Source organism: Leifsonia sp. 466MF, assembly GCF_900100265.1.
Lineage (GTDB): Bacteria > Actinomycetota > Actinomycetes > Actinomycetales > Microbacteriaceae > Leifsonia.
Map to the genome: position 1 here is coordinate 1,858,242 of NZ_LT629696.1, position 20,112 is coordinate 1,878,353.

Annotated in this window: 19 protein-coding genes; 8 read left to right on the forward strand and 11 right to left on the reverse strand. The window is 69.6% G+C overall.

Features of this window, described 5'->3' with window-relative positions:
* The first annotated feature begins 36 nt into the window (after positions 1 to 36).
* Positions 37 to 1,485: an RNB domain-containing ribonuclease gene (locus BLR91_RS08880; protein WP_089875643.1), complete on the forward strand. Its 1,449-nt coding sequence runs from the start codon at positions 37 to 39 to the stop codon at positions 1,483 to 1,485.
* 48 nt (positions 1,486 to 1,533) lie between these two features.
* Here BLR91_RS08880 and ispG read toward each other — a convergent pair whose 3' ends face one another.
* From ispG to BLR91_RS08905, 5 genes are all read right to left on the reverse strand, one after another.
* A complete protein-coding gene (ispG, locus tag BLR91_RS08885; protein WP_018190875.1) occupies positions 1,534 to 2,667 on the reverse strand; it encodes a flavodoxin-dependent (E)-4-hydroxy-3-methylbut-2-enyl-diphosphate synthase in 1,134 nt (377 codons plus the stop codon).
* Between the two features lie 61 nt (positions 2,668 to 2,728).
* Positions 2,729 to 4,051, reverse strand: a complete 1,323-nt coding sequence (locus BLR91_RS08890) for a M50 family metallopeptidase (protein WP_089881471.1) — start codon at positions 4,049 to 4,051, stop codon at positions 2,729 to 2,731.
* 75 nt (positions 4,052 to 4,126) lie between these two features.
* Positions 4,127 to 4,813 (reverse strand): hypothetical protein, encoded by a 687-nt coding sequence (locus BLR91_RS08895; protein ID WP_089875641.1) that lies wholly within the window; start codon positions 4,811 to 4,813, stop codon positions 4,127 to 4,129.
* 43 nt (positions 4,814 to 4,856) lie between these two features.
* Entirely contained in the window at positions 4,857 to 5,948 is a 1,092-nt protein-coding gene (locus BLR91_RS08900; RefSeq protein ID WP_089875639.1) for a 1-deoxy-D-xylulose-5-phosphate reductoisomerase, read from the reverse strand.
* 358 nt (positions 5,949 to 6,306) lie between these two features.
* The gene (locus BLR91_RS08905) at positions 6,307 to 7,653 is read right to left on the reverse strand and encodes an aminotransferase class III-fold pyridoxal phosphate-dependent enzyme (RefSeq protein ID WP_089875638.1); all 1,347 of its coding nucleotides are present in this window, start codon (positions 7,651 to 7,653) and stop codon (positions 6,307 to 6,309) included.
* Positions 7,654 to 7,728: 75 nt separating this feature from the next.
* Here BLR91_RS08905 and BLR91_RS08910 point away from each other — a divergent pair, with 75 nt between their 5' ends.
* From BLR91_RS08910 to BLR91_RS08920, 3 genes are all read left to right on the forward strand, one after another.
* Entirely contained in the window at positions 7,729 to 8,709 is a 981-nt protein-coding gene (locus BLR91_RS08910; RefSeq protein ID WP_089875636.1) for an FKBP-type peptidyl-prolyl cis-trans isomerase, read from the forward strand.
* Between the two features lie 7 nt (positions 8,710 to 8,716).
* Positions 8,717 to 9,574: a hypothetical protein gene (locus BLR91_RS08915; protein ID WP_089875634.1), complete on the forward strand. Its 858-nt coding sequence runs from the start codon at positions 8,717 to 8,719 to the stop codon at positions 9,572 to 9,574.
* Positions 9,575 to 9,644: 70 nt separating this feature from the next.
* Positions 9,645 to 10,403: a lysophospholipid acyltransferase family protein gene (locus tag BLR91_RS08920; RefSeq protein WP_018190869.1), complete on the forward strand. Its 759-nt coding sequence runs from the start codon at positions 9,645 to 9,647 to the stop codon at positions 10,401 to 10,403.
* 6 nt (positions 10,404 to 10,409) lie between these two features.
* Here the strand turns inward: BLR91_RS08920 and BLR91_RS08925 are convergent, their stop codons facing one another.
* Positions 10,410 to 10,889: a CGNR zinc finger domain-containing protein gene (locus BLR91_RS08925; protein WP_020074861.1), complete on the reverse strand. Its 480-nt coding sequence runs from the start codon at positions 10,887 to 10,889 to the stop codon at positions 10,410 to 10,412.
* Between the two features lie 67 nt (positions 10,890 to 10,956).
* On the opposite strand from BLR91_RS08925, the gene BLR91_RS08930 reads away from it, so the two are divergent.
* Positions 10,957 to 11,193: a hypothetical protein gene (locus BLR91_RS08930; protein WP_089875632.1), complete on the forward strand. Its 237-nt coding sequence runs from the start codon at positions 10,957 to 10,959 to the stop codon at positions 11,191 to 11,193.
* A 128-nt stretch (positions 11,194 to 11,321) separates the two neighbouring features.
* Here the strand turns inward: BLR91_RS08930 and BLR91_RS08935 are convergent, their stop codons facing one another.
* Positions 11,322 to 11,795, reverse strand: a complete 474-nt coding sequence (locus tag BLR91_RS08935; protein ID WP_018190866.1) for an OsmC family protein — start codon at positions 11,793 to 11,795, stop codon at positions 11,322 to 11,324.
* Between the two features lie 37 nt (positions 11,796 to 11,832).
* Here BLR91_RS08935 and gabT point away from each other — a divergent pair, with 37 nt between their 5' ends.
* Entirely contained in the window at positions 11,833 to 13,194 is a 1,362-nt protein-coding gene (gabT, locus tag BLR91_RS08940) for a 4-aminobutyrate--2-oxoglutarate transaminase (RefSeq protein WP_089881468.1), read from the forward strand.
* Complete coding sequence (locus BLR91_RS08945) at positions 13,191 to 14,210, forward strand: asparaginase (RefSeq protein ID WP_089875630.1); 1,020 nt, start codon at positions 13,191 to 13,193, stop codon at positions 14,208 to 14,210. Before gabT ends, BLR91_RS08945 begins: the two co-directional genes overlap by 4 nt.
* Before the next feature lie 86 nt (positions 14,211 to 14,296).
* Here the strand turns inward: BLR91_RS08945 and BLR91_RS08950 are convergent, their stop codons facing one another.
* From BLR91_RS08950 to BLR91_RS08965, 4 genes are read right to left on the reverse strand one after another with little or no spacing between them, the layout of a single operon-like run.
* On the reverse strand, positions 14,297 to 15,148 hold the full coding sequence (locus BLR91_RS08950; RefSeq protein ID WP_018190863.1) for an ABC transporter permease: 852 nt from the start codon (positions 15,146 to 15,148) through the stop codon (positions 14,297 to 14,299).
* Complete coding sequence (locus tag BLR91_RS08955; RefSeq protein ID WP_018190862.1) at positions 15,145 to 16,065, reverse strand: ABC transporter permease; 921 nt, start codon at positions 16,063 to 16,065, stop codon at positions 15,145 to 15,147. The genes BLR91_RS08950 and BLR91_RS08955 overlap by 4 nt, the downstream gene beginning before the upstream one ends.
* Positions 16,066 to 17,265 carry an ABC transporter ATP-binding protein gene (locus BLR91_RS08960; RefSeq protein WP_089875627.1) on the reverse strand — a complete coding sequence of 400 codons (1,200 nt, stop codon included), beginning with the start codon at positions 17,263 to 17,265 and terminating at the stop codon, positions 16,066 to 16,068.
* On the reverse strand, positions 17,265 to 18,479 hold the full coding sequence (locus BLR91_RS08965; RefSeq protein WP_089875624.1) for an ABC transporter substrate-binding protein: 1,215 nt from the start codon (positions 18,477 to 18,479) through the stop codon (positions 17,265 to 17,267). Before BLR91_RS08965 ends, BLR91_RS08960 begins: the two co-directional genes overlap by 1 nt.
* Before the next feature lie 398 nt (positions 18,480 to 18,877).
* On the opposite strand from BLR91_RS08965, the gene ald reads away from it, so the two are divergent.
* On the forward strand, positions 18,878 to 19,993 hold the full coding sequence (gene ald, locus BLR91_RS08970) for an alanine dehydrogenase (RefSeq protein ID WP_089875622.1): 1,116 nt from the start codon (positions 18,878 to 18,880) through the stop codon (positions 19,991 to 19,993).
* The last annotated feature ends 119 nt before the right edge of the window (positions 19,994 to 20,112 follow it).

Sequence of the window (20,112 nt, forward strand, 5' to 3'; positions counted from 1 at the left end):
GACAGCCCGCACGCGCGTGGAGACTACGGTGGGGGCATGCCCGACCGCCGGACCCGCGTCGTCGATTCCGCCTCCGCCGCTCCCCTCGCCGCCTCGCTCGCGGCTTTCCGCCACGAGCTCGGGCTCCCGGACGGCTTCCTCGAGCCGGTCGAGGCGGAGGCGCGCTCGGTCGCCGCCGCGCATCCCCTCCCTGAGGCGGATCTCACCGACGTGCCGTTCCTCACCATCGACCCCGCCGGATCCACCGACCTCGATCAGGCGCTCCACCTCGCCCGCACCGCCGACGGCTTCCGCGTGCTCTATGCGATCGCGGACGTGCCGGCCCTCGTGCGTCCGGAAGGCGCCGTGGATGCGGAGGCCCGCCGCCGCGGGCAGACCCTGTACGCGCCCGACGGCCGGGTCCCGCTGCACCCGGCGGCGATCGGCGAGGATGCCGGCTCGCTACTGCCCGATGTGGTCCGCGGCGCGTACGTCTGGGACATCGCGCTCGACGCGACCGGTCATCAGACCTCGGCGCACGTGTCGCGCGCCCGCATCCGATCCCGTCGCCAGTGGAGCTATGAAGAGGCGCAGGCCGCGATCGACGACGGCTCGGCACCGGAGGAGCTGGCACTGCTGAGCGTGGTGGGGCCGCTCCGGATCGCCTGCGAGCGTGAGCGCGGCGGCGCGAGCCTGAACACGCCGGACGAGGAGATCGTCTTCCGCGACGGCGCCTACACCCTCCAGCGGCGCGCCACGCTCCCGGTCGAGGAGTGGAACGCCCAGCTCTCCCTGCTGACCGGGATGGCGGCCGCTGCACTGATGCTGGAGGGCCGGATCGGCATCCTGCGCACGATGCCCGCGCCGTCACCCGAGGCGTTCGCGGCGTTCCGTGCCCAGACGATCGCCCTCGGGCTGCCGTGGGCGGAGGGCATTCCGTACGGCGAGTACCTGCGCTCGCTCGACCGCGCGCAGCCGCACGCGGCCGCCGTGCTCCAGGCTGCGACGGCCCTGTTCCGCGGGGCGGGCTACGTCGTCCTCGACGGCGAGCCGCCCGCCGACCCGCAGCAGTCGGCCATCGCTGCCCCGTATGCCCACATCACGGCGCCGCTCCGCCGGCTCGTCGACCGCTGGGGCCTCGTCGTCTGCGAGGCGCTCTGCGCCGGGCGACCGGTGCCCGACTGGGCGCGGGCGTCGCTCGGTGAGCTGCCGTCGATCATGGGTGCATCGAACCGGCTGGCCGCGCAGCTGGACGCCGGTGCCGTGGACCGGGTGGAGGCTGCGCTCCTCAGCTCGCGCATCGGAGCGGTGCTGGAGACCACGGTGCTCGCCGTTCGCAACGGCACCGTGCTGGTGCAGCTCGACGATCCGGCCGTCACGGCGTCCGTCCCGCGCTGGGACGGCGTCCAGCCCGGCGACCGCGTGCGTCTGCGGGTGACGGCCGCCGACATCCCGAGTGGCCGCATCCACTTCGAGCCGGTGGGTGCTGCGCAGCCGGGTGCTTAGCAGCCGGACGCGACGGCCGCCGGGTGACGGGTAGCCGGCCGGCCGAGATCAGTGCGCGCCGACGCTGACGGTGGGCTCGCCCGACGGGCGGTCCTCCATCTCGTCGGCGAGACGGTTGGCCTCGGCGATGAGCGTCGCAACGATCTCCGACTCGGGGACGGTCTTGATGACCTCGCCCTTGACGAAGATCTGGCCCTTGCCGTTGCCGCTGGCGACGCCGAGGTCGGCCTCGCGGGCCTCGCCCGGACCGTTCACGACGCAGCCCATGACGGCGACGCGGAGCGGAACGCTCATGCCCTGCAGACCCTCGGTGACGCTGTCGGCGAGCGAGTAGACGTCGACCTGGGCGCGACCGCAGCTGGGGCACGACACGATCTCGAGCTTCCGCTCACGGAGGTTGAGCGACTGCAGGATCTGCAGGCCCACCTTGACCTCTTCGGCGGGAGGCGCGGACAGCGAGACGCGGATCGTGTCGCCGATGCCCTCGCCGAGCAGGATGCCGAACGCGGTCGCCGACTTGATCGTGCCCTGGAACGCCGGGCCGGCCTCGGTCACGCCGAGGTGGAGGGGCCAGTCGCCCCGCTCGGCGAGCATCCGGTACGCCTTCACCATGACGATGGGGTCGTTGTGCTTGACCGAGATCTTGAAGTCGTGGAAGTCGTGCTCCTCGAACAGGCTCGCCTCCCAGACGGCCGACTCGACGAGCGCCTCGGGGGTCGCCTTGCCGTACTTCTCGAGCAGACGGCGGTCGAGGGATCCGGCGTTCACGCCGATACGGAGCGACACGTCCGCGGCCTTCGCGCGGCGGGCGATCTCGCCCACCTGGTCGTCGAACTTGCGGATGTTGCCCGGGTTGACGCGGACGGCCGCACACCCGGCATCGATGGCCGCGTAGACGTAGTTCGGCTGGAAGTGGATGTCGGCGATGACCGGGATCTGGCTCTTCTTGGCGATGATCGGCAGCGCCTCGGCGTCGTCGCGGCTGGGCACCGCGACGCGGACGATGTCGCAGCCGGATGCCGTCAGCTCGGCGATCTGCTGCAGCGTGGCGTTGATGTTCGTCGTCGGCGTCGTGGTCATCGACTGGACGCTGATCGGGGCGTCACCGCCGACCAGGACTTTGCCGACGCGGATCTGACGGGACTTGCGACGGGGTGCGAGGGTTTCGGGGACCTTGGGCATCCCCAGATTGATTGCTGCCACGGGCTCAATCCTACGCGGCACGGTGGGAGGCGGCTGGATGTCAGCCGAAGAGGTTGACCGGCTTCACGATGTCCGCGTACATCAGCAGGACGCTCATCCCGCCCAGCACGATGACGACTGCGAAGGTGAGCGGCATGAGCTTCGCCATGTCCACCGGTCCCGGATCGCGGCGGCCGAAGATCTTCGCAAACGTGCGCCGCAGACCCTCCCAGAGCGCCCCGGCGATGTGGCCGCCGTCGAGCGGAAGAAGCGGAACCAGGTTGAAGACGAACAGCGCGATGTTCAGCGATGCCAGCATCCCGATCATCGTGTAGACCTTGTCGACGACGGGGACTCCGTCCAGGGCCGTCAGCTCGCCCGCCGCCCGGCCGATGCCCACCACGCTGATGGGGCCGTTCGGGTCGCGCTCGGCGGAGCCGAAGGCGGCGTTCCAGACGTCGACCATGCGCTGCGGGAGGTGGAGGAAGACGTTGAAGACGGCGCCGGTCTGCGCTCCGACCGCCGGGAGCACGGCCGTGATCGGCTGCGGCACGAGCTTCGCCACCGGCCCGATGCCGACGAACCCCACGGTCAGCGTCTCGATGCCGCCCGCGGCGTCCTTCACGACGGCGCCGTTCGCATCCGTCTTTGCCACCTTGTTGACGACCGGCGTCAGCTGGACGGTGCGCTCCTCCCCGTCGCGGCTGAGCACGACGGTGAGGGTGCGTCCCGCCGACTCGCGGATGATCGCGGTGGACTGGTCCCAGCTGGTGATCTTCTGACCGTCGATGCTGACGATCGTGTCGCCGGGCTTGAGTCCGGCCGCGGCCGCCGGACCCTGCGGTGCGTCATCCGGGCACGTCTTGGCGGTGCTCCCGGCAGGCAGCACGCACTGGCTCACGGTCGCGAGCGTCGTCGAGCTCTGCGGCGCGCCGAACCCCATCAGCAGCACACCGAACAGCACGACGCCGATCACGAGATTCATGAACGGACCGCCGAACATGATGACGATGCGCTTCCAGACCGGCAGGCGGTAGAAGGTGCGCTCCTCCTCGCCGACGGCGACGGTCTCCGAGCTCGCGACGCGCGCATCCTGCACCATCTGCTGCATGAACCCGGTGGTCGCATTGCGGCCACGGCCGCCCTCCTTGCCCGGAGGGAACATCCCGATCATCGAGATGTAGCCGCCGAGCGGGATGGCCTTCACGCCGTACTCCGTCTCGCCGCGGCGGAACGAGAACAGTGTCTTGCCGAAGCCGATCATGTACTGCGTCACCTTGACGCCGAACAGCTTGGCAGGAACCAGGTGGCCGATCTCGTGCAGAGCGATCGACAGAGCGACGCCGATCAGGATGATGACGACGCCCAGCACGAACAGGAGCACGGAATCCACGGGTTCAGGCTAGCGGCGTGCGCCTTGGAAGTGGCCGCGAGCCGCCTCGGTGACCGCTATGACGGTTCAGGCGCCGCCGTGCTGCGAGGGCGCGATCAGGGTCGTGATCGGACCGGGATAGGGGTCTGCGACGGCGAGCACACCGTACGCCCCCGACGATGCGGAAGGGACGAGCTGCGACCCGGGCGCCGCGACGACCAGCAGCTCGGCCAGGGTGCCCGTGCTCGTCGTCAGCGTCCCCATCCGATCGGGGTCGTTCCAGCCCGGGATGTCCTCGACCGGGGAGCCGACGGCGATCCCGCCTTCCGTGCCGATGCGCACCTCGCCGATTGCCGCGGTACCGGCGCGGACAGACCACACAGGCCGGATCATCGGGTCGTTCTCCACGCCCGCCTCATAGTGCGGTTCCAGGACGGCCACACCCTCGCCGAACTGGTGCTCCGTCGTGGGAGGGGTGTGGTTGGTCGCCGCGTGTTCCTTCAAGCCGCTCTGCGGTCCCAGCGCGTCAGCGAATGCGGCAAGGGCCACGTCGGCGGGGGCGTCGAAGGCGATCGTCTCGCGCGCTGTCGCTCCCGCCTGGAACCGCACACCGTCCGCCAGGATCACGATGGCGGAGATCGGCTCCACCGTCGGCGCCGTCGAACCTGCGGTGGAGGCGGTGGGGCTGCCCGTCGCGGTCGAGCCGGAACCCGGCGCTCCGGCGCACGCCGCCGTGCTCAGCAGGACGCCGATACTGACGATGAGCGTGGCCACCCTGCGCATGGATTCCCCCCGGAGACGACGTGCGGTCGAACGATTATCTCCGGTCGATGAGCTGGTCGGCCTTGCGGCGCGCCCACCGTTCCGCCTCGACGAGTGACTCGCGCGTCAGCTCGCCCGCCGGCACGTGCGCATCCACGACCCGCTCCACCGTGTCGAGGATGTCGAGGTAGCCGATCGCGCCGGCGTGGAACGCGGCGACCGCCTGCTCGTTCGCGGCGTTGAACACGGCGGGATACGTCCCGCCCTGCAGGCCGACGCGCTTCGCCAGCGACACGGCCGGGAAGGCGTCGTCGTCGAGCGGCTCGAACGTCCAGGTGTGCGACGTGGTCCAGTCGAGGGGCACTCCGACGTCGGCCACCCGGTCGGGCCAGCCGAGGCCGAGAGAGATCGGGAGGCGCATGTCGGGCGGCGACGCCTGCGCGATCGTCGACCCGTCGACGAACTCCACCATCGAGTGGATGACGGACTGCGGGTGCACCGTCACGTCGATGCGGTCGTACGGCACGTCGAAGAGCAGATGCGCCTCGATCACTTCGAGGCCTTTGTTGACCAGGGTCGACGAGTTCGTCGTGACGACGAGCCCCATGTCCCACGTGGGATGCGCGAGCGCCTGCTGCGGAGTGACATCCCTCAGCGAGTCCCGCGACCGACCCCGGAACGGGCCGCCGGACGCCGTGAGCACGAGCCGCCGTACCTCCTCGCGTGTGCCGGACCGTAGCGCCTGCGCGATGGCGGAGTGCTCGGAGTCGACCGGCACGATCTGGCCGGGCGCGGCCGCGCGCTTGACCAGTCCCCCGCCGACGATCAACGACTCCTTGTTGGCGAGCGCCAGCATCGCGCCGACCTCCAGCGCCGCGAGGGTCGGCCCGAGCCCGACGGAACCGGTGATGCCGTTGAGCACCACATCCGCCTCCACCGAGCGCACCAGCAGCTCGGAGTCGTCGGCGCCCAGAGCGGTGTCCACGACGCCGAACCGCTCCGCCTGCGCCGCCAACTCGTCGGCGTTGCGCCCGGCGCTCAGACCGACGACACGGAACCGGTCCGGATTGGCCGCGACGACGTCGAGCGCCTGCGTTCCGATCGAACCGGTGGACCCGAGGATGATGACTCTGCGCACGAGGGACATGGTACGCACGCGGTGCGGCGGCGGCGTGTGGGCATTCCGCCGTCGGCCTGTGCCGTGACAAACGGAGGATACGTGGACAGGTCGCGCCCCGGCCTCCTCCGTTCGCCGCCCGAGACCGGCGTGTCGACCGGATCCGCCTCCCTTTCCGCCCGCCGCCCGAGAGCGGCGCTCCCGGATCGTGCCGCGCGCGGAGACGGGCGGAGGCGTGCGAAGGCGTGCGAAAGGGAGGAAGGCACGCGCAACACGCCGAGAGAACGCGAGAAACGGAGGAGCGGCGACCGGATTGCCCGAGGAACACCTCCCTCAGCGACCCTCGCCGGCCGCCCCGTCTCGCGGCACGTCCGGCCGGGACGCGGACTCAGCCGAGGCGGCCGAGCGCCTCCTCGAGCACGGTCGCGGCGTCGTCGATGAGCTCCTCGCTGATGACGACCGACGGAAGCAGACGGAGCACGCTGTCCCAACTGCCGGCGTCGAGCGGGATCACGCCGTTGCGGGTCGCGTGGCCGAGCACCGAGGTGAGGGCCTCCGGGTTGGGCTTCTTCGTTCCGGGCACGACGAGCTCGATGCCGAACATCGCACCCTTGCCGCGCACCTCGCCGACGACGGGGAAGCGCTCGGCCCAGTCGCCGATCCGCGCCCACAGCGCCTTCTCGACGCGGCGCGCCTCGCCGAGGAGGTCCTCGTCCTCGAACGCCTGGAAGACAGCGAGGGCCGCGGCGGTCGACACCGGGTTGCCGCCGAAGGTGCCGCCGATGCCGCCGGGCTGGACCGCATCCATGATCTCGGCGCGGCCGGTGACGGCTGCCAGCGGGAAGCCGCCCGCGATGCCCTTGGCGCTGGTGACCAGGTCGGGCACGACGCCGTGGTGCTCGATCGAGTACCACGTTCCGGTGCGGCCGATGCCGGCCTGGATCTCGTCCGCGACGAAGACGATGCCGTTCTCGGCGCAGAACTCGGCCAGGCGCGCGAAGTAACCCGGCGCCGGGATGATGATGCCGCCGTCGCCCTGGATGGGCTCCACGAACAGGGCGGCCAGCTCAGTCGCACCGATGTGGGTGCGGATGTAGTCGATCGTGCGCTCCGCAGCCTCCTCGCCCGTCATCCCCTCGGGGTCGCGGAACGGGTAGCTGATCGGGAGGCTGTAGATCTCGCCGGGGAACGGCCCCATTCCCGCACGCTCCGGCCAGGGGCGATACGTCATCGCCATGGTGAGGTTGGTGCGGCCGTGGAAGGCGTGGTCGAGGGTCGCGATGGCGCGACGGCCGGTGTACTTGCGGGCGATCTTCACGGCGTTCTCGACCGCCTCCGCGCCCGAGTTGACGAGGATGCTGTGCTTCTCGAAGTCTCCGGGAGTGTTCTCGGCCAGCTTCTCGGCGACGGCGACATAGTTCTCGTACGGCGTCACGGTGAACAGCGTGTGAGTCAGCTTCGCGGCCTGCTCCGCGGCGGCAGCGGCGACAGCGGGATGCGCGTGGCCGATCGTGGTCACACCGATACCGCAACCGAGGTCGATGAGCCGGTTGCCGTCGACGTCCACGAGGATCGCACCGGACCCGGACTCCATGTAGATGTTGGCGAGGGTGCCCGCGCCGCGGCTCACCGCGGCGACCCGGCGCTGCTGCAGTTCGACCGAGCGGGGGCCGGGCAGCTCGGTGACGAGATGGCGGGACTGGGGCACGGAGAATTCGCGGGTCATGTCCTCCATCGTAGGTGGCGCATCCAGCGGACCCATGACCTGCTGTCAGGTACGGCGGAGGCGGATAGGGCAGGATGGACGACCGTGCGTACCTCTCTCAAGGCCCTGACCGCCACCGCCACGGCCGCTCTGCTCGTCTCCGGGCTCGCCGCCTGCAGCTCCGGCTCGCCGGCGCCGTCGTCGACCCCCGCGGCGAACGCCTGCCAGAACCTGAAGTCCGGCGACACGTCGAAGTCGGTGAAGGTGACCGGTGACTACCGTGCGACGCCGAAGGTCAGCATCCCGTCGCCGCTCAAGGCGACCGACATGGAGCGCACCGTCGTGATCACCGGCAAGGGAGCCGAGGCGAAGGGCGGGTCGAGCGTGGACATCGCGCTGGCCGCCTACAACGGCACCACCGGCAAGGAGCTCACGGCCGCGCAGGGCTTCGACGGCACGGCGCCGGCGACCATCCAGGTCAACGACACGGCGTACGTCCCCGGCCTCGTCCGCGCTGTCGAGTGCCTGCACGTCGGATCGCGCGTCGTGCTGACCTCGCCCGCGAAGGCGGCCTTCGGCAACACGGACCTCTCCAAGCTCAGCCTCACCGACAAGGACAGCGTGGTGTTTGTCGCCGACGTCGTCGACATCCCGCCGACGCGCGCCGACGGCAAGCCCGTCGCCCCGACGGCCGGTTTCCCGACGGTGAAGCTCAACGCCAAGACGGGCGAGCCGAACATCACCATCCCGAAGGCCGACCCGCCCACCGAGACGAAGATCGCCGTGCTCAAGCAGGGCGACGGCGAGACGGTGCAGCCGGGCGACACCGTCACCCTGCAGTACAAGGGCGTCCTCTGGAAGAACGGCAAGATGTTCGACTCCAGCTGGAGCCGCGGCACCCCCGCCTCCTTCCCGACGACCGGCGTCGTCGCGGGCTTCCAGAAGGCGCTCGAAGGCCAGAAGGTCGGCTCGCAGGTCATCGCGATCGTCCCGCCGGCCGACGGCTACGGCGCTAAGGGATCGGGCGAGATCACGGCGACGGACACCATGGTGTTCGTCATCGACATCCTGCAGACCTCCCGCTAGGCCCGTCATGCGGCTCCCCCGCCTGCGCGTGATCGCCGCGGCGTCCGCCGCCGCGGCGACGCTCGCGCTCGTGCCGGCCGCCGCGGTGGCCGAGCCGCCGACGCCGTTCTACCCGGGCTACATCATCAGCGACGACAGCTTCTACAACCCGGACGCCATGACGGCCGGGCAGATCCAGTCGTTCCTCGACGACCGCACCTGCCGCCCGAAGGACGACTCGCCGTGCCTCGCGGACTTCCGGATGGATGCGCCCGCGCAGAAGGCCTCGAAGGACCGGTGCACCGCGATGCCCGCACGCTCGAACGAGCGGGCCAGCAGCATCATCGCCCGGGTCGCGAAGGCCTGCACGATCAGCCCCCGCGTGCTCCTCGTGCTTCTGCAGAAGGAGCAGTCGCTGCTCACCGCGCCGAGCGCATCCGGTTACCAGAAGGCGACCGGGTACGCCTGCCCTGACACCGCCGAGTGCGACGCCCGCTACTTCGGATTCTTCAACCAGGTCTACCGGGCGGCGTGGCAGTTCCGGGAGTACACGGTGCACCCCGGCGACTGGCGGTACAAAGTCGGCGGCAACCGCATCCAGTACCACCCGGATGCGACGTGCGGCGCCGGTAGCGTCAACATCCTCAACCAGGCCACCGCGAACCTGTACAACTACACGCCGTACCAGCCGAACGCGCAGACGCTGAAGACGTCGTTCGGCGGCGATGGCGGGGCGTGCGCGGCGTACGGAAACCTCAACTTCTCGCGGATCTACACGGCGTGGTTCGGCAGCCCGCTGGCCGTGCGCTACACCGGCATCGTCGAGCCCTGCCTGGTGTACACCGCCGGCTTCGGCTGCCCCCAGAAGAACCCCCTCGAGCCGTGACCGTGAGAGCTCGACACGCTCGCAGAGCAGCATGCCGTCATCGGCATACGAGCGCGCTTAACCTCGATAGGTGAGCATCGACGAGCCCGACGATGGTGCCGCCGAGGTGAAGAGGCCCGGCGCACTGTACTTCCTCGGCCGCGTCCTGATGGCGCCGCTGCTGAAGCTGGTCTACCGGCCGCGCGTGATCGGCAAGCGCAACGTCCCCAAGCAGGGACCGGTGATCCTCGCCAGCAACCACCTCTCGTTCATCGACTCGGTCGTCATCCCGATGACGGCTCCGCGTCGCGTGCAGTTCTTGGCGAAGTCCAGCTACTTCGAGGGCACCGGGTTGAAGGGACGGGTCTCCCGCGCCTTCTTCACCGCGATCGGCGCCGTCGGCGTGAAGCGCGGCGCCGGTGCGGCCGCTCAGGAGGCGCTCGACCAGTCCCGCAAGATCATCGACACGGGTGCGGCGTTCGCGCTCTACCCCGAAGGCACCCGGTCGCTCGACGGCCGGCTGTACCGCGGCCGCACCGGGATCGGCTGGCTGGCCTTGACCACGGGCGCCGTCGTCGTCCCGGTCGGGCTGATCGGCACCGACCAGATGCAGCCGGTGGGAGCGCGCTTCCCGAAGCCGCACCGCATCACGGTCACCTTCGGCACGCCCATCGATGTGTCGCACTTCGGTCCGGCGGAGTCCGGGCGGGCACGACGTCAGGCGACGGATGCGATCATGGCGGCCATCCACGAGCTGACCGGGCAGGAGCTCGCCAACGCCTACAACGAGGCGCCGCCCGCGAACACGGTCGAGCGGGTCAAGCGGGCGCTGCGGCCCGAGCGGCTGTAGCGACGGTCAGGCGCCGTCGCGTTCCTTCGAGCGATACGTGCGCGCCTTCTGGCGGTTGCCGCACACCTCCATGCTGCACCACTGCCGGGAGCCGTTCCTGGACGCGTCGTAGAACGCCCAGCGGCAGTCCTCTCCCCCGCAGAGCCTCACACGGCCGAGCTTGCCCTGGATGCTGAGGACCAGCGCGCTGGCGACGGCCGCGTCCGCCGCGGTGCGGGGGCTCAGTCCGACCGCACCCGGTGCGGCGTCGACGGGGAGCGTGAGAGCCGGAAGTCCCGCCGGGGACGCGTCGCCGTCGACGATCGCGCGGAGCGCATCCCGAGCCTGCTGGGTGGTCGCGCGGTCCCCCGGCTCGAGGCCGTGCTCGGACGCCCAGCGGCGGTGGCCCTCGTCGTCGGCCAGCTGGTCGACGTCGTCCTCCACGTCGAGCGTGTTGAGGAAGTCGACCAGCAGGTCGGCTCCGAGCTCGGGAGCATTCGTACGCATGTAACCATTGTAACTCAATAGCGGGTTACGGTAGTCTGTAACCTGTCAACGCAGATAGGTGGTTATCATGCATCCGCTGTTCTTCTGGTCCATCTCCGTCGCCGACCTCGCCGAGCGCCAGCGCGAGGAGGCACTGCTGCAGGCGCAGCGCGACTCGGGCGTCGTGCAGCCGCCGCCGCTGACGCGCGACGAGCGCTGGCGCGCCGCGATCCAGCGCTGGGCGGCCGCCGAGCCGCAGCAGTCCGCCACCCCGGCGCCGTCGGCCCCGGCGCCGACCGCCGCTCCGCGCCTCGGCTGCGCCTGACCCCTCCCCGTCCCTTCCGTCGCTCCGCTCATCCCCCACCGTCGAGTCCGCGAACTTTGCACGCTCGGTCGGCGTGCCGTGTGCAAAGTTCGCGGACTCGACGGTGGGGGTAGCGAGCAGGAGAGGGGCTAGGCGAGGGTGAGGGTTTCGGGGACGTGGTGAACGGGGAAGTTCACGCTCGCGGCGATGAAGCACTTCTCGGAGGCAGGACGGTGCAGAGACGCCGCGAGGTCCGCCTGAGCGGGATCGGCGATCGTCACGCGCGGGTGCAGCGTCACCTCGGTGAAGTGGCCGCCGCCGTTGCCCGTCTGCTCCATGGTCCCGGTCGCGGCGTCGGTGTAGCCCACGACGACGACACCGGCGCCCGCCGCTTCGGCGAGGTAGCTCAGCATGTGGCACTGCGCGAGGGCGGAGAGCAGCAGCTCCTCCGGGTTCCAGCGGTCGCGGTCGCCGAAGAACACGCGATCCGCCGACCCCTCGATGGGGAGCTTGCCCTCGGCGCTCACGACATGGTCGCGCCCGTAGTCTTTGTAGCCGCTGGTGCCCGTCCCGCGGTTGCCGGTCCACTGCAGGTCGATCGCGTACGCGTGCTCGAGCTTCATGCTCCGATTCTCGCACCGCCGCTAGACTCAGATGACCATGACTGACACCGTGAGCACCCCCGCGCCCGTCTTCTCCGTTCCACAAGAACGTCGCATCGTCACGGCCGTACCCGGCCCCAAATCGCAGGAGCTGCACCAGCGACGCCTGGCCGTCGTACCGACCGGCGTCTCCTCGGCGCTGCCCGTGTACATCGCGCGCGCCAACGGCGCCATCCTGGTCGACGTGGACGGCAACCAGTTCGTCGACTTCGGCGCCGGCATCGGGGTCACCACCGTGGGCCACACCGAGACCGCGGTCGTGGAGGCCGCGGCGGGCCAGCTGCAGGACGTCATCCACACGCTCTTCACCATCACGCCGTACGAGGAGTACGTGCGCGTCGCCGAACTCCTCGCCGAGCACACCCCCGGCGACCACGCGAAGAAGACCGTGCTGGTCAACTCGGGCGCCGAGGCTGTCGAGAACGGCGTGAAGATCGCGCGCAAGTTCACCGGCCGCCGGGCCGTCGCTGTGCTGGACCACGCCTACCACGGCCGCACCAACCTCACGATGGCCATGAACTACAAGGCCATGCCGTACGCGACCGGCTTCGGCCCGTTCGCCGGCGACGTCTATCACGCGCCGAACTCGTACCCGTACCGCGACGGTCTCAGCGGCGCCGAGGCGGCCGCGCGGACGATCGCGTACCTCGAGAAGGTCGTCGGCGCCTCCGACCTGGCCTGCCTCGTCGCCGAGCCGATCCAGGGCGAGGGCGGCTTCATCGTCCCGGCCGAGGGCTACCTCTCGGCCCTGCAGGACTGGTGCACGGCCAACGGCGTCGTCTTCATCGCCGATGAGATTCAGAGCGGGATGGCGCGCACCGGAGCCTTCTACGCCAGCGAGCACTTCGGCGTCGTCCCTGACCTGGTCCTCAGCGCGAAGGGCATCGCCGGCGGTCTGCCGCTCGCCGCCGTCACCGGCCGCGCCGAGATCATGGACTCCGCCCAGCCGGGCGGACTCGGCGGAACGTTCGGCGGCAACCCCGTCGCCGCGGCCGCCGCCGTCGCCGTCTTCGAGACGATCGAGCGCAACGACCTCCTCGCCGAGGCCCGCCGCATCGAGAGCGCGCTCAAGCCGGCGCTCGAGAAGCTGCAGCAGAAGTACGACATCATCGGCGACGTCCGCGGCATCGGCGCGATGATCGCCGTGGAGCTCGTCAAGCCCGGCACCGCGCAGACGACCAAGGAGCCCAACCCCGAGGCCGTCAACGCGATCATCCAGGCGGCGGCGCAGCAGGGCATCTTGTTCCTCAACGCCGGGACCTGGGGCAACGTCCTCCGCTTCCTGCCCAGCCTGGCCGTCTCCGACGAGCTCATCGCCGACGCCGTGTCGGTGATCGACGACGCCATCGCCGCACTGTGAGCGCCGAGCCGCACGCAGGAGCGTCACCCGCGGTCTTCAGCACCGCTGAGTCCGTCGAGCTCGCCATCGTCGAGCGCAGCAGGTTCGTCGAGTCGCGGCACGCCGGTTCGGCGGTCGTGCTCGGGCCTGACGGTGACATCGTCCGCACCCTCGGCGCTCCCGACAAGCCGGTCTTCCCGCGCTCGAGCATGAAGCCGTTCCAGGCGGTCGCCGTCATGGGCGCGGGTGTTCCGCTGGAGGGTGCGAGCGCCGTGCTCGCCACCGCCAGCCACGCGGGCACCCCGGCGCACCTGTCCGTGGTGCGCAAGCTGCTCGCGCAGGCGCAGCTCACCGAGGACGCGCTCCGCTGCCCCGCCGACTGGCCGCTCGACACGGCCGCCCGCGATGAGCTGGTCCGCGCCGGGGAGCACAAGCATCCGCTGTACATGAACTGCTCCGGCAAGCATGCCGCGATGCTGCTCGCCTGCCGGGTGAACGGCTGGCCGACCGAGAGCTACCTCGATCCGCAGCATCCCATGCAGCAGCACATCCGCGACACGGTCGAGCGGTTCACCGGCGAGAAGGTCGTCGCGACCGGGATCGATGGATGCGGCGCGCCCGTGCACGCCATGTCGCTGCTGTCGCTCGCTCGCGGCATCCAGCGCATTGCGACCGCGTCGGAGGGCTCCCCGTTCGCCCTGTTCCGGAACGCGGCGCTGCTGAAGAACGCGGTGCTCGCCGACGGCTGGGCGATCGACGGACCGGGGCGGGCGAACACCGTCGTCATCGACGAGCTCGGCGTCTTCGCGAAGGGCGGGGCGGAGGGCGTGATGGTCATGGCCGCGCCCGACGGCACGACCGTGACGCTGAAGGTGCTCGACGGCAGCCTGCGGGCCGCATCCATCGTCGCCCTGCGTCTGCTCGCCGACGCCGGCGCGCTCTCGCACGACGACGTCGACCGCGTCGCACCGAAGCTCGACCTCGCCGTCCTCGGCCGCGGCGAGCCCGTCGGCGCCATCCGCCCCTCCTACGCCTGACGCCCCGCGCCAACAGCTCCTGAGTTTTTCCGCCCGACACGCCAGTGCGGAGGCGAAAAACTCAGGAGCTGTTGGCTTGGGACAGATTATTGGCGGGCCAGGCGCTTGGCTCGGGCGGCGGCGGTCAGCTGCGAGATCAGCACCACGAGGATCGTCAGGATGAAGACGGCGCTCGCGATCACGTTCGCCTGGGCCGGGATGCCACGAGAAGCCGCGATGTAGATGTACATCGGGAACGTGGTCACCGCACCGGCGTTGAAGTTCGTGATGATGAAGTCGTCGAAGCTGAGCGAGAACGACAGCAGCGCCGCCGACGCGATGCCCGGGAGAAGCAGCGGGAACGTGATCCGCCAGAACACGGCGTTCGGCGACCCGTACAGGTCGCGCCCCGCCTCCTCCAGGGCCGGATCGAGCGACGCGACGCGCGCCTTCACCGTCACCACGACGAAGCTGATGCAGAACATCACGTGCGCGATGATGATCGTCATGAAGCCCTTGTTGACCCCGAGGCTGAGGAACTGCGCCGCGAGTCCGGCACCGAGCACGACCTCCGGGCTCGCCATCGGGAGGAACAGCAGGAGGCTGGTCTGCGACCGGAAACGGAACCGGTAGCGCATCAGGGCGATCGCGATCATCGTGCCGAGCACCGTCGCGACCACGGTCGAGATGATGCCGATGATGATGCTCGCCATGAACGCGTCGCAGATCCCGGCCGCGTCGCACACGTTCGTCCAGTTGCGCAGGGTGAATCCGCGCCACGCGATGTTGTTCTTGATCGCGTCGTTGAACGAGAACACGAACGTGTAGATGATCGGGATGAGCAGGAAGGCGAGCGCGAGGAACGCGTAGACGCCGAGCCCGATCCCCTTGTACCGCCGCCGGCCCTTGGTGGCACTGGGCGGGGTGCTCGTGTCGGTGGGTGTCGCCATCGTGGTCACAGCAGCTCCTCCGTCCCACTCCGTCGCACGTACACGCCGACGATCACGAGGATGACGGCCATCAGCACGACCGACATCGCCGCCGCCGTCGGATAGTTCTGCAGCACGAGGAAGTTGCTCTCGATGACGTTTCCGATCATCGAGGTGTCGGCGGCGCCGAGGAAGTCCTGCGATGCGTTGATGTAGTCGCCGGCCGCCGGGATGAACGTGAGCAGCGTCCCGGAGACGATGCCCGGCATCGACAGCGGCACGGTGACCTTGCGGAAGGTCGTCCACGGGCTCGCGTACAGGTCCTGTCCGGCCTCGAGCAGCCGGATGTCCAGCCGCTCGAGCGTGGAGTAGAGCGGGAGGCACATGAACGGGATGAAGTTGTACGTCAGACCGAAGATCACCGAGAACGGTGTGCCGGTGATGTGCGCGTCCGGGGGCAGGATCGACACCGCTTTGAGCGAGCTGGCGATCCAGCCGTCATCGCTGAGGATGGCCTTCCAGGCGAGCGTCCGCAGCAGGAAGCTGATGAAGAACGGCGCGATGACGAGGGTCATCAGCAGGTTCTGCAGCACGGGACGTCCGCGCATCTTCACCCCGATGAAGTACGCCAGCGGGTAGCTGATGAGCAGTGCGGCCGCGGTCGCGATCAGCGCGTAGACGAACGAGCGCAGTACCTGCGGCCAGTACTCGGCGAGCGAGTCGGTGTAATTGCTCCACTGGAACGCCGTCTGGTACTGCCCGATGTCGCCGTCGACCACCGGCGCCTGGAACGACGTGATGATCAGCGAGATCAGCGGGGTCAGGAAGAACAGGACGAGGTAGAGGACGCCGGGGAGGAGCAGGACGAGCGCGATGCCGCTCTTGCGGCGGACCGCGGGCTCCTGGTCCTGTGTCGGCGGCGCCCCCGTGAATGCGGCGAGGGCCATCTACGCCTCCTCCAGCTCCGTCAGCATCCGCTCGCGCGCCTGCGCGGCGATCGCCTGCGTGTCGGCGTCGTCGGAGAACCGGCCGTCGGCCGGCGGCTCGTCCGCGAGCACGAACGTGTGACCGGGGTCCCAGGCGACCCAGACCTCGGCGCCGAGGGCGGCGACGGGTCCGCTGGTGGTGTTCTGCGCGAAGACCACGATCGTCCCGAGGCCGGGCACGTCGACGAGGTACTGCGTACTCACCCCGCTGAACGACACGTCGGTGACGCGGCCGGGGCCGAGGCGGTTGGCGCCGGACGGGATGGTCTCCGGCGTCTCGTGCAGCGTCAGCTTCTCCGGGCGGACGCCGACCGTGACGTAGCCGCTGGTGCGCTGCGCACGCGACCGGGGAACCTGGATGCGCTCCCCGCCGACGTCGACGCCGATCGTCTCGCCGCCGGACTCCTGCACAGGACCCGCGAACAGGTTCGACTGGCCGAGGAAGTTCGCGACGAACACGGTCGCCGGGAGCTCGTACAGGATCTCGGGCGAGCCCATCTGCTCGATCCGTCCCTTGTTCATCACGGCGACCGTGTCGGCCATGGTCATGGCCTCCTCCTGGTCGTGCGTGACGTGCACGAAGGTCAGGCCGACCTCGGTCTGGATCGACTTGAGCTCCAGCTGCATCTGCCGGCGGAGCTTCAGGTCGAGCGCGCCGAGGGGCTCGTCGAGCAGGAGCAGCGCCGGCCGGTTCACGACCGCGCGGGCCAGGGCGACGCGCTGCTGCTGACCGCCGGAGAGCTGCGCCGACCGTCGGGCCGCGAGGTGGTCGAGCTCGACCAGACGCAGCGCTTCATGCGCCTTCGCGACCGGGTCGCCGATGCGGCGGCGGCGGAGGCCGAATGCGACGTTCTCGAGGATCGTCATGTGCGGGAACAGCGCGTAGCTCTGGAACACCGTGTTCACGGGCCGCTGGAACGGCTTGGTGCGTGTCACATCCTGACCGCCGATGAGGATGCGCCCCTCCGTCGGTTCCTCCAGCCCGGCGACCAGGCGCAGGGTCGTCGTCTTGCCGCATCCACTCGGCCCGAGCAGCGCGAAGAACGAGCCGGCCGGGATGGTGAGGTCGAGCTCCTCGATGGCGGTGAAGCCGGGGAACCTCTTCTTGATGCCTTCCAGGCGCAGGTCGGCGCCGGACTCGGCGAAAACTCCCTTGGCCATCAGGCCCCCAGGATCACTTTCTGGAACGCCGCCTGGTACTTCTGCTCCTCGGCCGGGGTGAGCGACCGGAAGATCTTCACCTTCGACAGGGTCTCCTCGTCGGGGAAGATCAGCTGGTTGTCCGCGAGCTCCGGGTCGATCTTCGTGGCCGCCTCCTTGGCGCCCTCGACCGGGGTGATGTAGTTCACCCAGGCGGCGACCTCGGCCGCCACCTCCGGCTGGTAGTAGTAGTCGATCAGCTTCTCGGCGTTCGCCTTCTGCGACGAGCCGATCGGGATGACGAAGTTGTCGCTCCACAGGGTGCCGCCCGCCTCCGGGATGGCGAACTGCCAGTTGTCGCCGGCCTCGGCGTTGAGCTGGGTGATGTCGCCCGACCAGCAGATCGCGGCGAGGGTGTCGCCCGACTTGAGGTCGTTGAGGTACGAGTTGCCCTTGATGTTGCGGATCTGCCCGTTGCTCACCTGCTTGGTGATGGTGTCGATCCCCTTCTCGAACTCCGCGTCGCTGAAGTCCTTCGAGATGTCGACGCCCTGCTGCATCAGGATGAGGCCCATCGTGTCGCGCATCTCGCTGAGCACACCGACCTTGCCCTTGAGCTCGGACTTCCAGAGGTCGTCGACCGACTTGAGGCCGCCCGGGAGCTTCTCCTTGTTCCAGCAGATGCCGGCGAATCCGCTCTGCCACGGGAGGGACTTCTTGCGTCCGGGGTCGAAGTCGACGTCCTGGAGGTTCGCCACCAGGTTCTTCTTGTTCGGGATGGCGGACTCGTCGAACGCCTGCACGTAGCCGAGGCGGATCCACCGGGCGATCATCCAGTCCGTCAGACAGACGGTGTCGGCGCCGATGTCCTTGCCGAGGGCGAGCTGGTCCTTCACCTTGGCGTAGTAGGTGTTGTTGTCGTCGACGGCGACGTCGTACTTGACCTTGAGGCCGCTCTGCTTCTCGAACGCCTCGAGCGTCGGATACTTGCCCGCGTCGTCCTGGTCGAGGTACGCCTGCCAGTTCGCCCAGGTGAGGGACTTGTCGGTGGCCGACTCGTCCTTGGCCGGAGTGGGCTTGCCGCTCGCTCCGCCCGTGGAGCAGGCGGCGAGGGCGAGGGCCGCAGCACCGGCTCCCGCACCAGCGAGGAGGCCGCGCCGCGTGAGCTGCGACGCACGCGCCGACTGCACGAGCTGACGGATCATCGGGTCTTGCGGAAGGTTGCTCGGTTTCACTGGAGTGCTCCTTGGGGGATCGAACTCGGACCACGGGCGACGGCGCTTTGGGCGGCACACCGATGTGCCGTCGCGGTGGACCCGATCCTGACACACAACCGTCGCGATCCGCATCAGAAAGTGGCCGGATCGTCCATTCGGAAACACAATCTTTACGAAATCCGTGCCGGATCGGTCGAATCGCCCGGGAAACCGCAGACCGGGTGTTCTGCCGCGACGAGTGGATGACGAGGGGATGCTGCCGAGCGGCCGCGCGATGCCGGCGCTGCGGAAACCGTCTGCGAGATGGCCGTCCGTCCGCGAAATCAGCACCGCTTCATCCAGAATTCAGTCGAAATCCTCCGTGAACCCCGCTATGGTGAGAGCGAACCACCACGTCGAAGTGTCGAAGGAGCCCCATGAAGGTCGCGATCCCCCGCGAGATCAAGAACAACGAGTTCCGGGTGGCGATCACGCCGGCCGGTGTGCACGACCTGGTCGGCGCCGGTCACGAGGTCTTCGTCGAGTCCGGCGCGGGCGTCGGGTCGTCGATCCCGGACGAGCTGTACGTCGGAGCCGGCGCGACCATCCTGCCGGACGCCGCCGCCACCTGGGCCGCCGGCGACCTGATCCTCAAGGTCAAGGAGCCGATCGAGAGCGAGTACGGCTACTTCCGGCCGGGGCTCGTGCTCTTCACCTACCTGCACCTCGCGGCCGACGAAGCCCTCACCCGTGCGCTGATCGACGGCGGCGTGACCGCCATCGCCTACGAGACGGTGCAGCTGCCGACCCGTGCCCTCCCCCTGCTCGCCCCGATGAGCGAGGTCGCCGGACGACTCGCGCCCATCGTCGGCGCCAACACCATGCTGAAGCCGAACGGCGGCCCCGGCCTGCTCGTCCCCGGCGTCCCGGGCACGCACCCGGCGGTCGTGACCGTGCTCGGCGGCGGCGTCGCGGGCACGAACGCCATCTCGGTCGCCGTCGGCCTGGGTGCTGAGGTCACGGTGCTCGACACCAACATCCAGCGCCTCCGCGAGCTCGACGCCCTCTACGCGGGCCGGATCAAGACGATCGCGTCGAACAGCTTCGAGATCGACAAGGCGGTCGTCGCCTCCGACCTCGTCATCGGCTCGGTGCTCGTGCCCGGTGCGAAGGCGCCGAAACTCGTCACCAACGAGATGGTCTCGCGGATGAAGGCGGGCAGCGTCCTCGTGGACATCGCCGTGGACCAGGGCGGCTGCTTCGAGGACTCGCACCCGACCACGCACGCCGACCCGACGTTCACGGTGCACCAGTCGCTGTTCTACTGCGTCGCGAACATGCCGGGTGCGGTCCCCCACACCTCCACGTACGCGCTGACCAACGCGACGCTCCCCTACGCCCGGGCGATCGCGAACCGCGGCTGGCAGGAGGCGCTGCGGGCGGACGCATCCCTCGCGCTCGGCCTCAACGTCCACGACGGTCACGTCACGAACGAGGGCGTCGCCTCGGCGCACGGCCTCGACTCGCTCCCCGTCGCCGACGCCCTCGCCTGAGCCCGGCTAGCCCGCCGTCGAGTACGCAAAGACTGCACGGAATCCCGCTCGGGACCGTGCAGTTTTTGCGTACTCGACGGGGGGACAGAGAGGGCGGGGACGGAGAGCGCGGACGGAAC

What these genes read in the sequence shown, in the direction of transcription:
- gabT (WP_089881468.1), top strand. Translation starts at nt 11,833, where the DNA reads ATGACTGACACCGTGAGCACCCCCGCGCCCGTCTTCTCCGTTCCACAA.
- BLR91_RS08925 (WP_020074861.1), bottom strand. Translation starts at nt 10,889, where the DNA reads ATGCGTACGAATGCTCCCGAGCTCGGAGCCGACCTGCTGGTCGACTTC.
- ispG (WP_018190875.1), bottom strand. Translation starts at nt 2,667, where the DNA reads ATGCCCAAGGTCCCCGAAACCCTCGCACCCCGTCGCAAGTCCCGTCAG.
- BLR91_RS08955 (WP_018190862.1), bottom strand. Translation starts at nt 16,065, where the DNA reads ATGGCCCTCGCCGCATTCACGGGGGCGCCGCCGACACAGGACCAGGAG.
- BLR91_RS08930 (WP_089875632.1), top strand. Translation starts at nt 10,957, where the DNA reads ATGCATCCGCTGTTCTTCTGGTCCATCTCCGTCGCCGACCTCGCCGAG.
- ald (WP_089875622.1), top strand. Translation starts at nt 18,878, where the DNA reads ATGAAGGTCGCGATCCCCCGCGAGATCAAGAACAACGAGTTCCGGGTG.
- BLR91_RS08935 (WP_018190866.1), bottom strand. Translation starts at nt 11,795, where the DNA reads ATGAAGCTCGAGCACGCGTACGCGATCGACCTGCAGTGGACCGGCAAC.
- BLR91_RS08905 (WP_089875638.1), bottom strand. Translation starts at nt 7,653, where the DNA reads ATGGAGGACATGACCCGCGAATTCTCCGTGCCCCAGTCCCGCCATCTC.
- BLR91_RS08960 (WP_089875627.1), bottom strand. Translation starts at nt 17,265, where the DNA reads ATGGCCAAGGGAGTTTTCGCCGAGTCCGGCGCCGACCTGCGCCTGGAA.
- BLR91_RS08880 (WP_089875643.1), top strand. Translation starts at nt 37, where the DNA reads ATGCCCGACCGCCGGACCCGCGTCGTCGATTCCGCCTCCGCCGCTCCC.
- BLR91_RS08915 (WP_089875634.1), top strand. Translation starts at nt 8,717, where the DNA reads ATGCGGCTCCCCCGCCTGCGCGTGATCGCCGCGGCGTCCGCCGCCGCG.
- BLR91_RS08900 (WP_089875639.1), bottom strand. Translation starts at nt 5,948, where the DNA reads ATGTCCCTCGTGCGCAGAGTCATCATCCTCGGGTCCACCGGTTCGATC.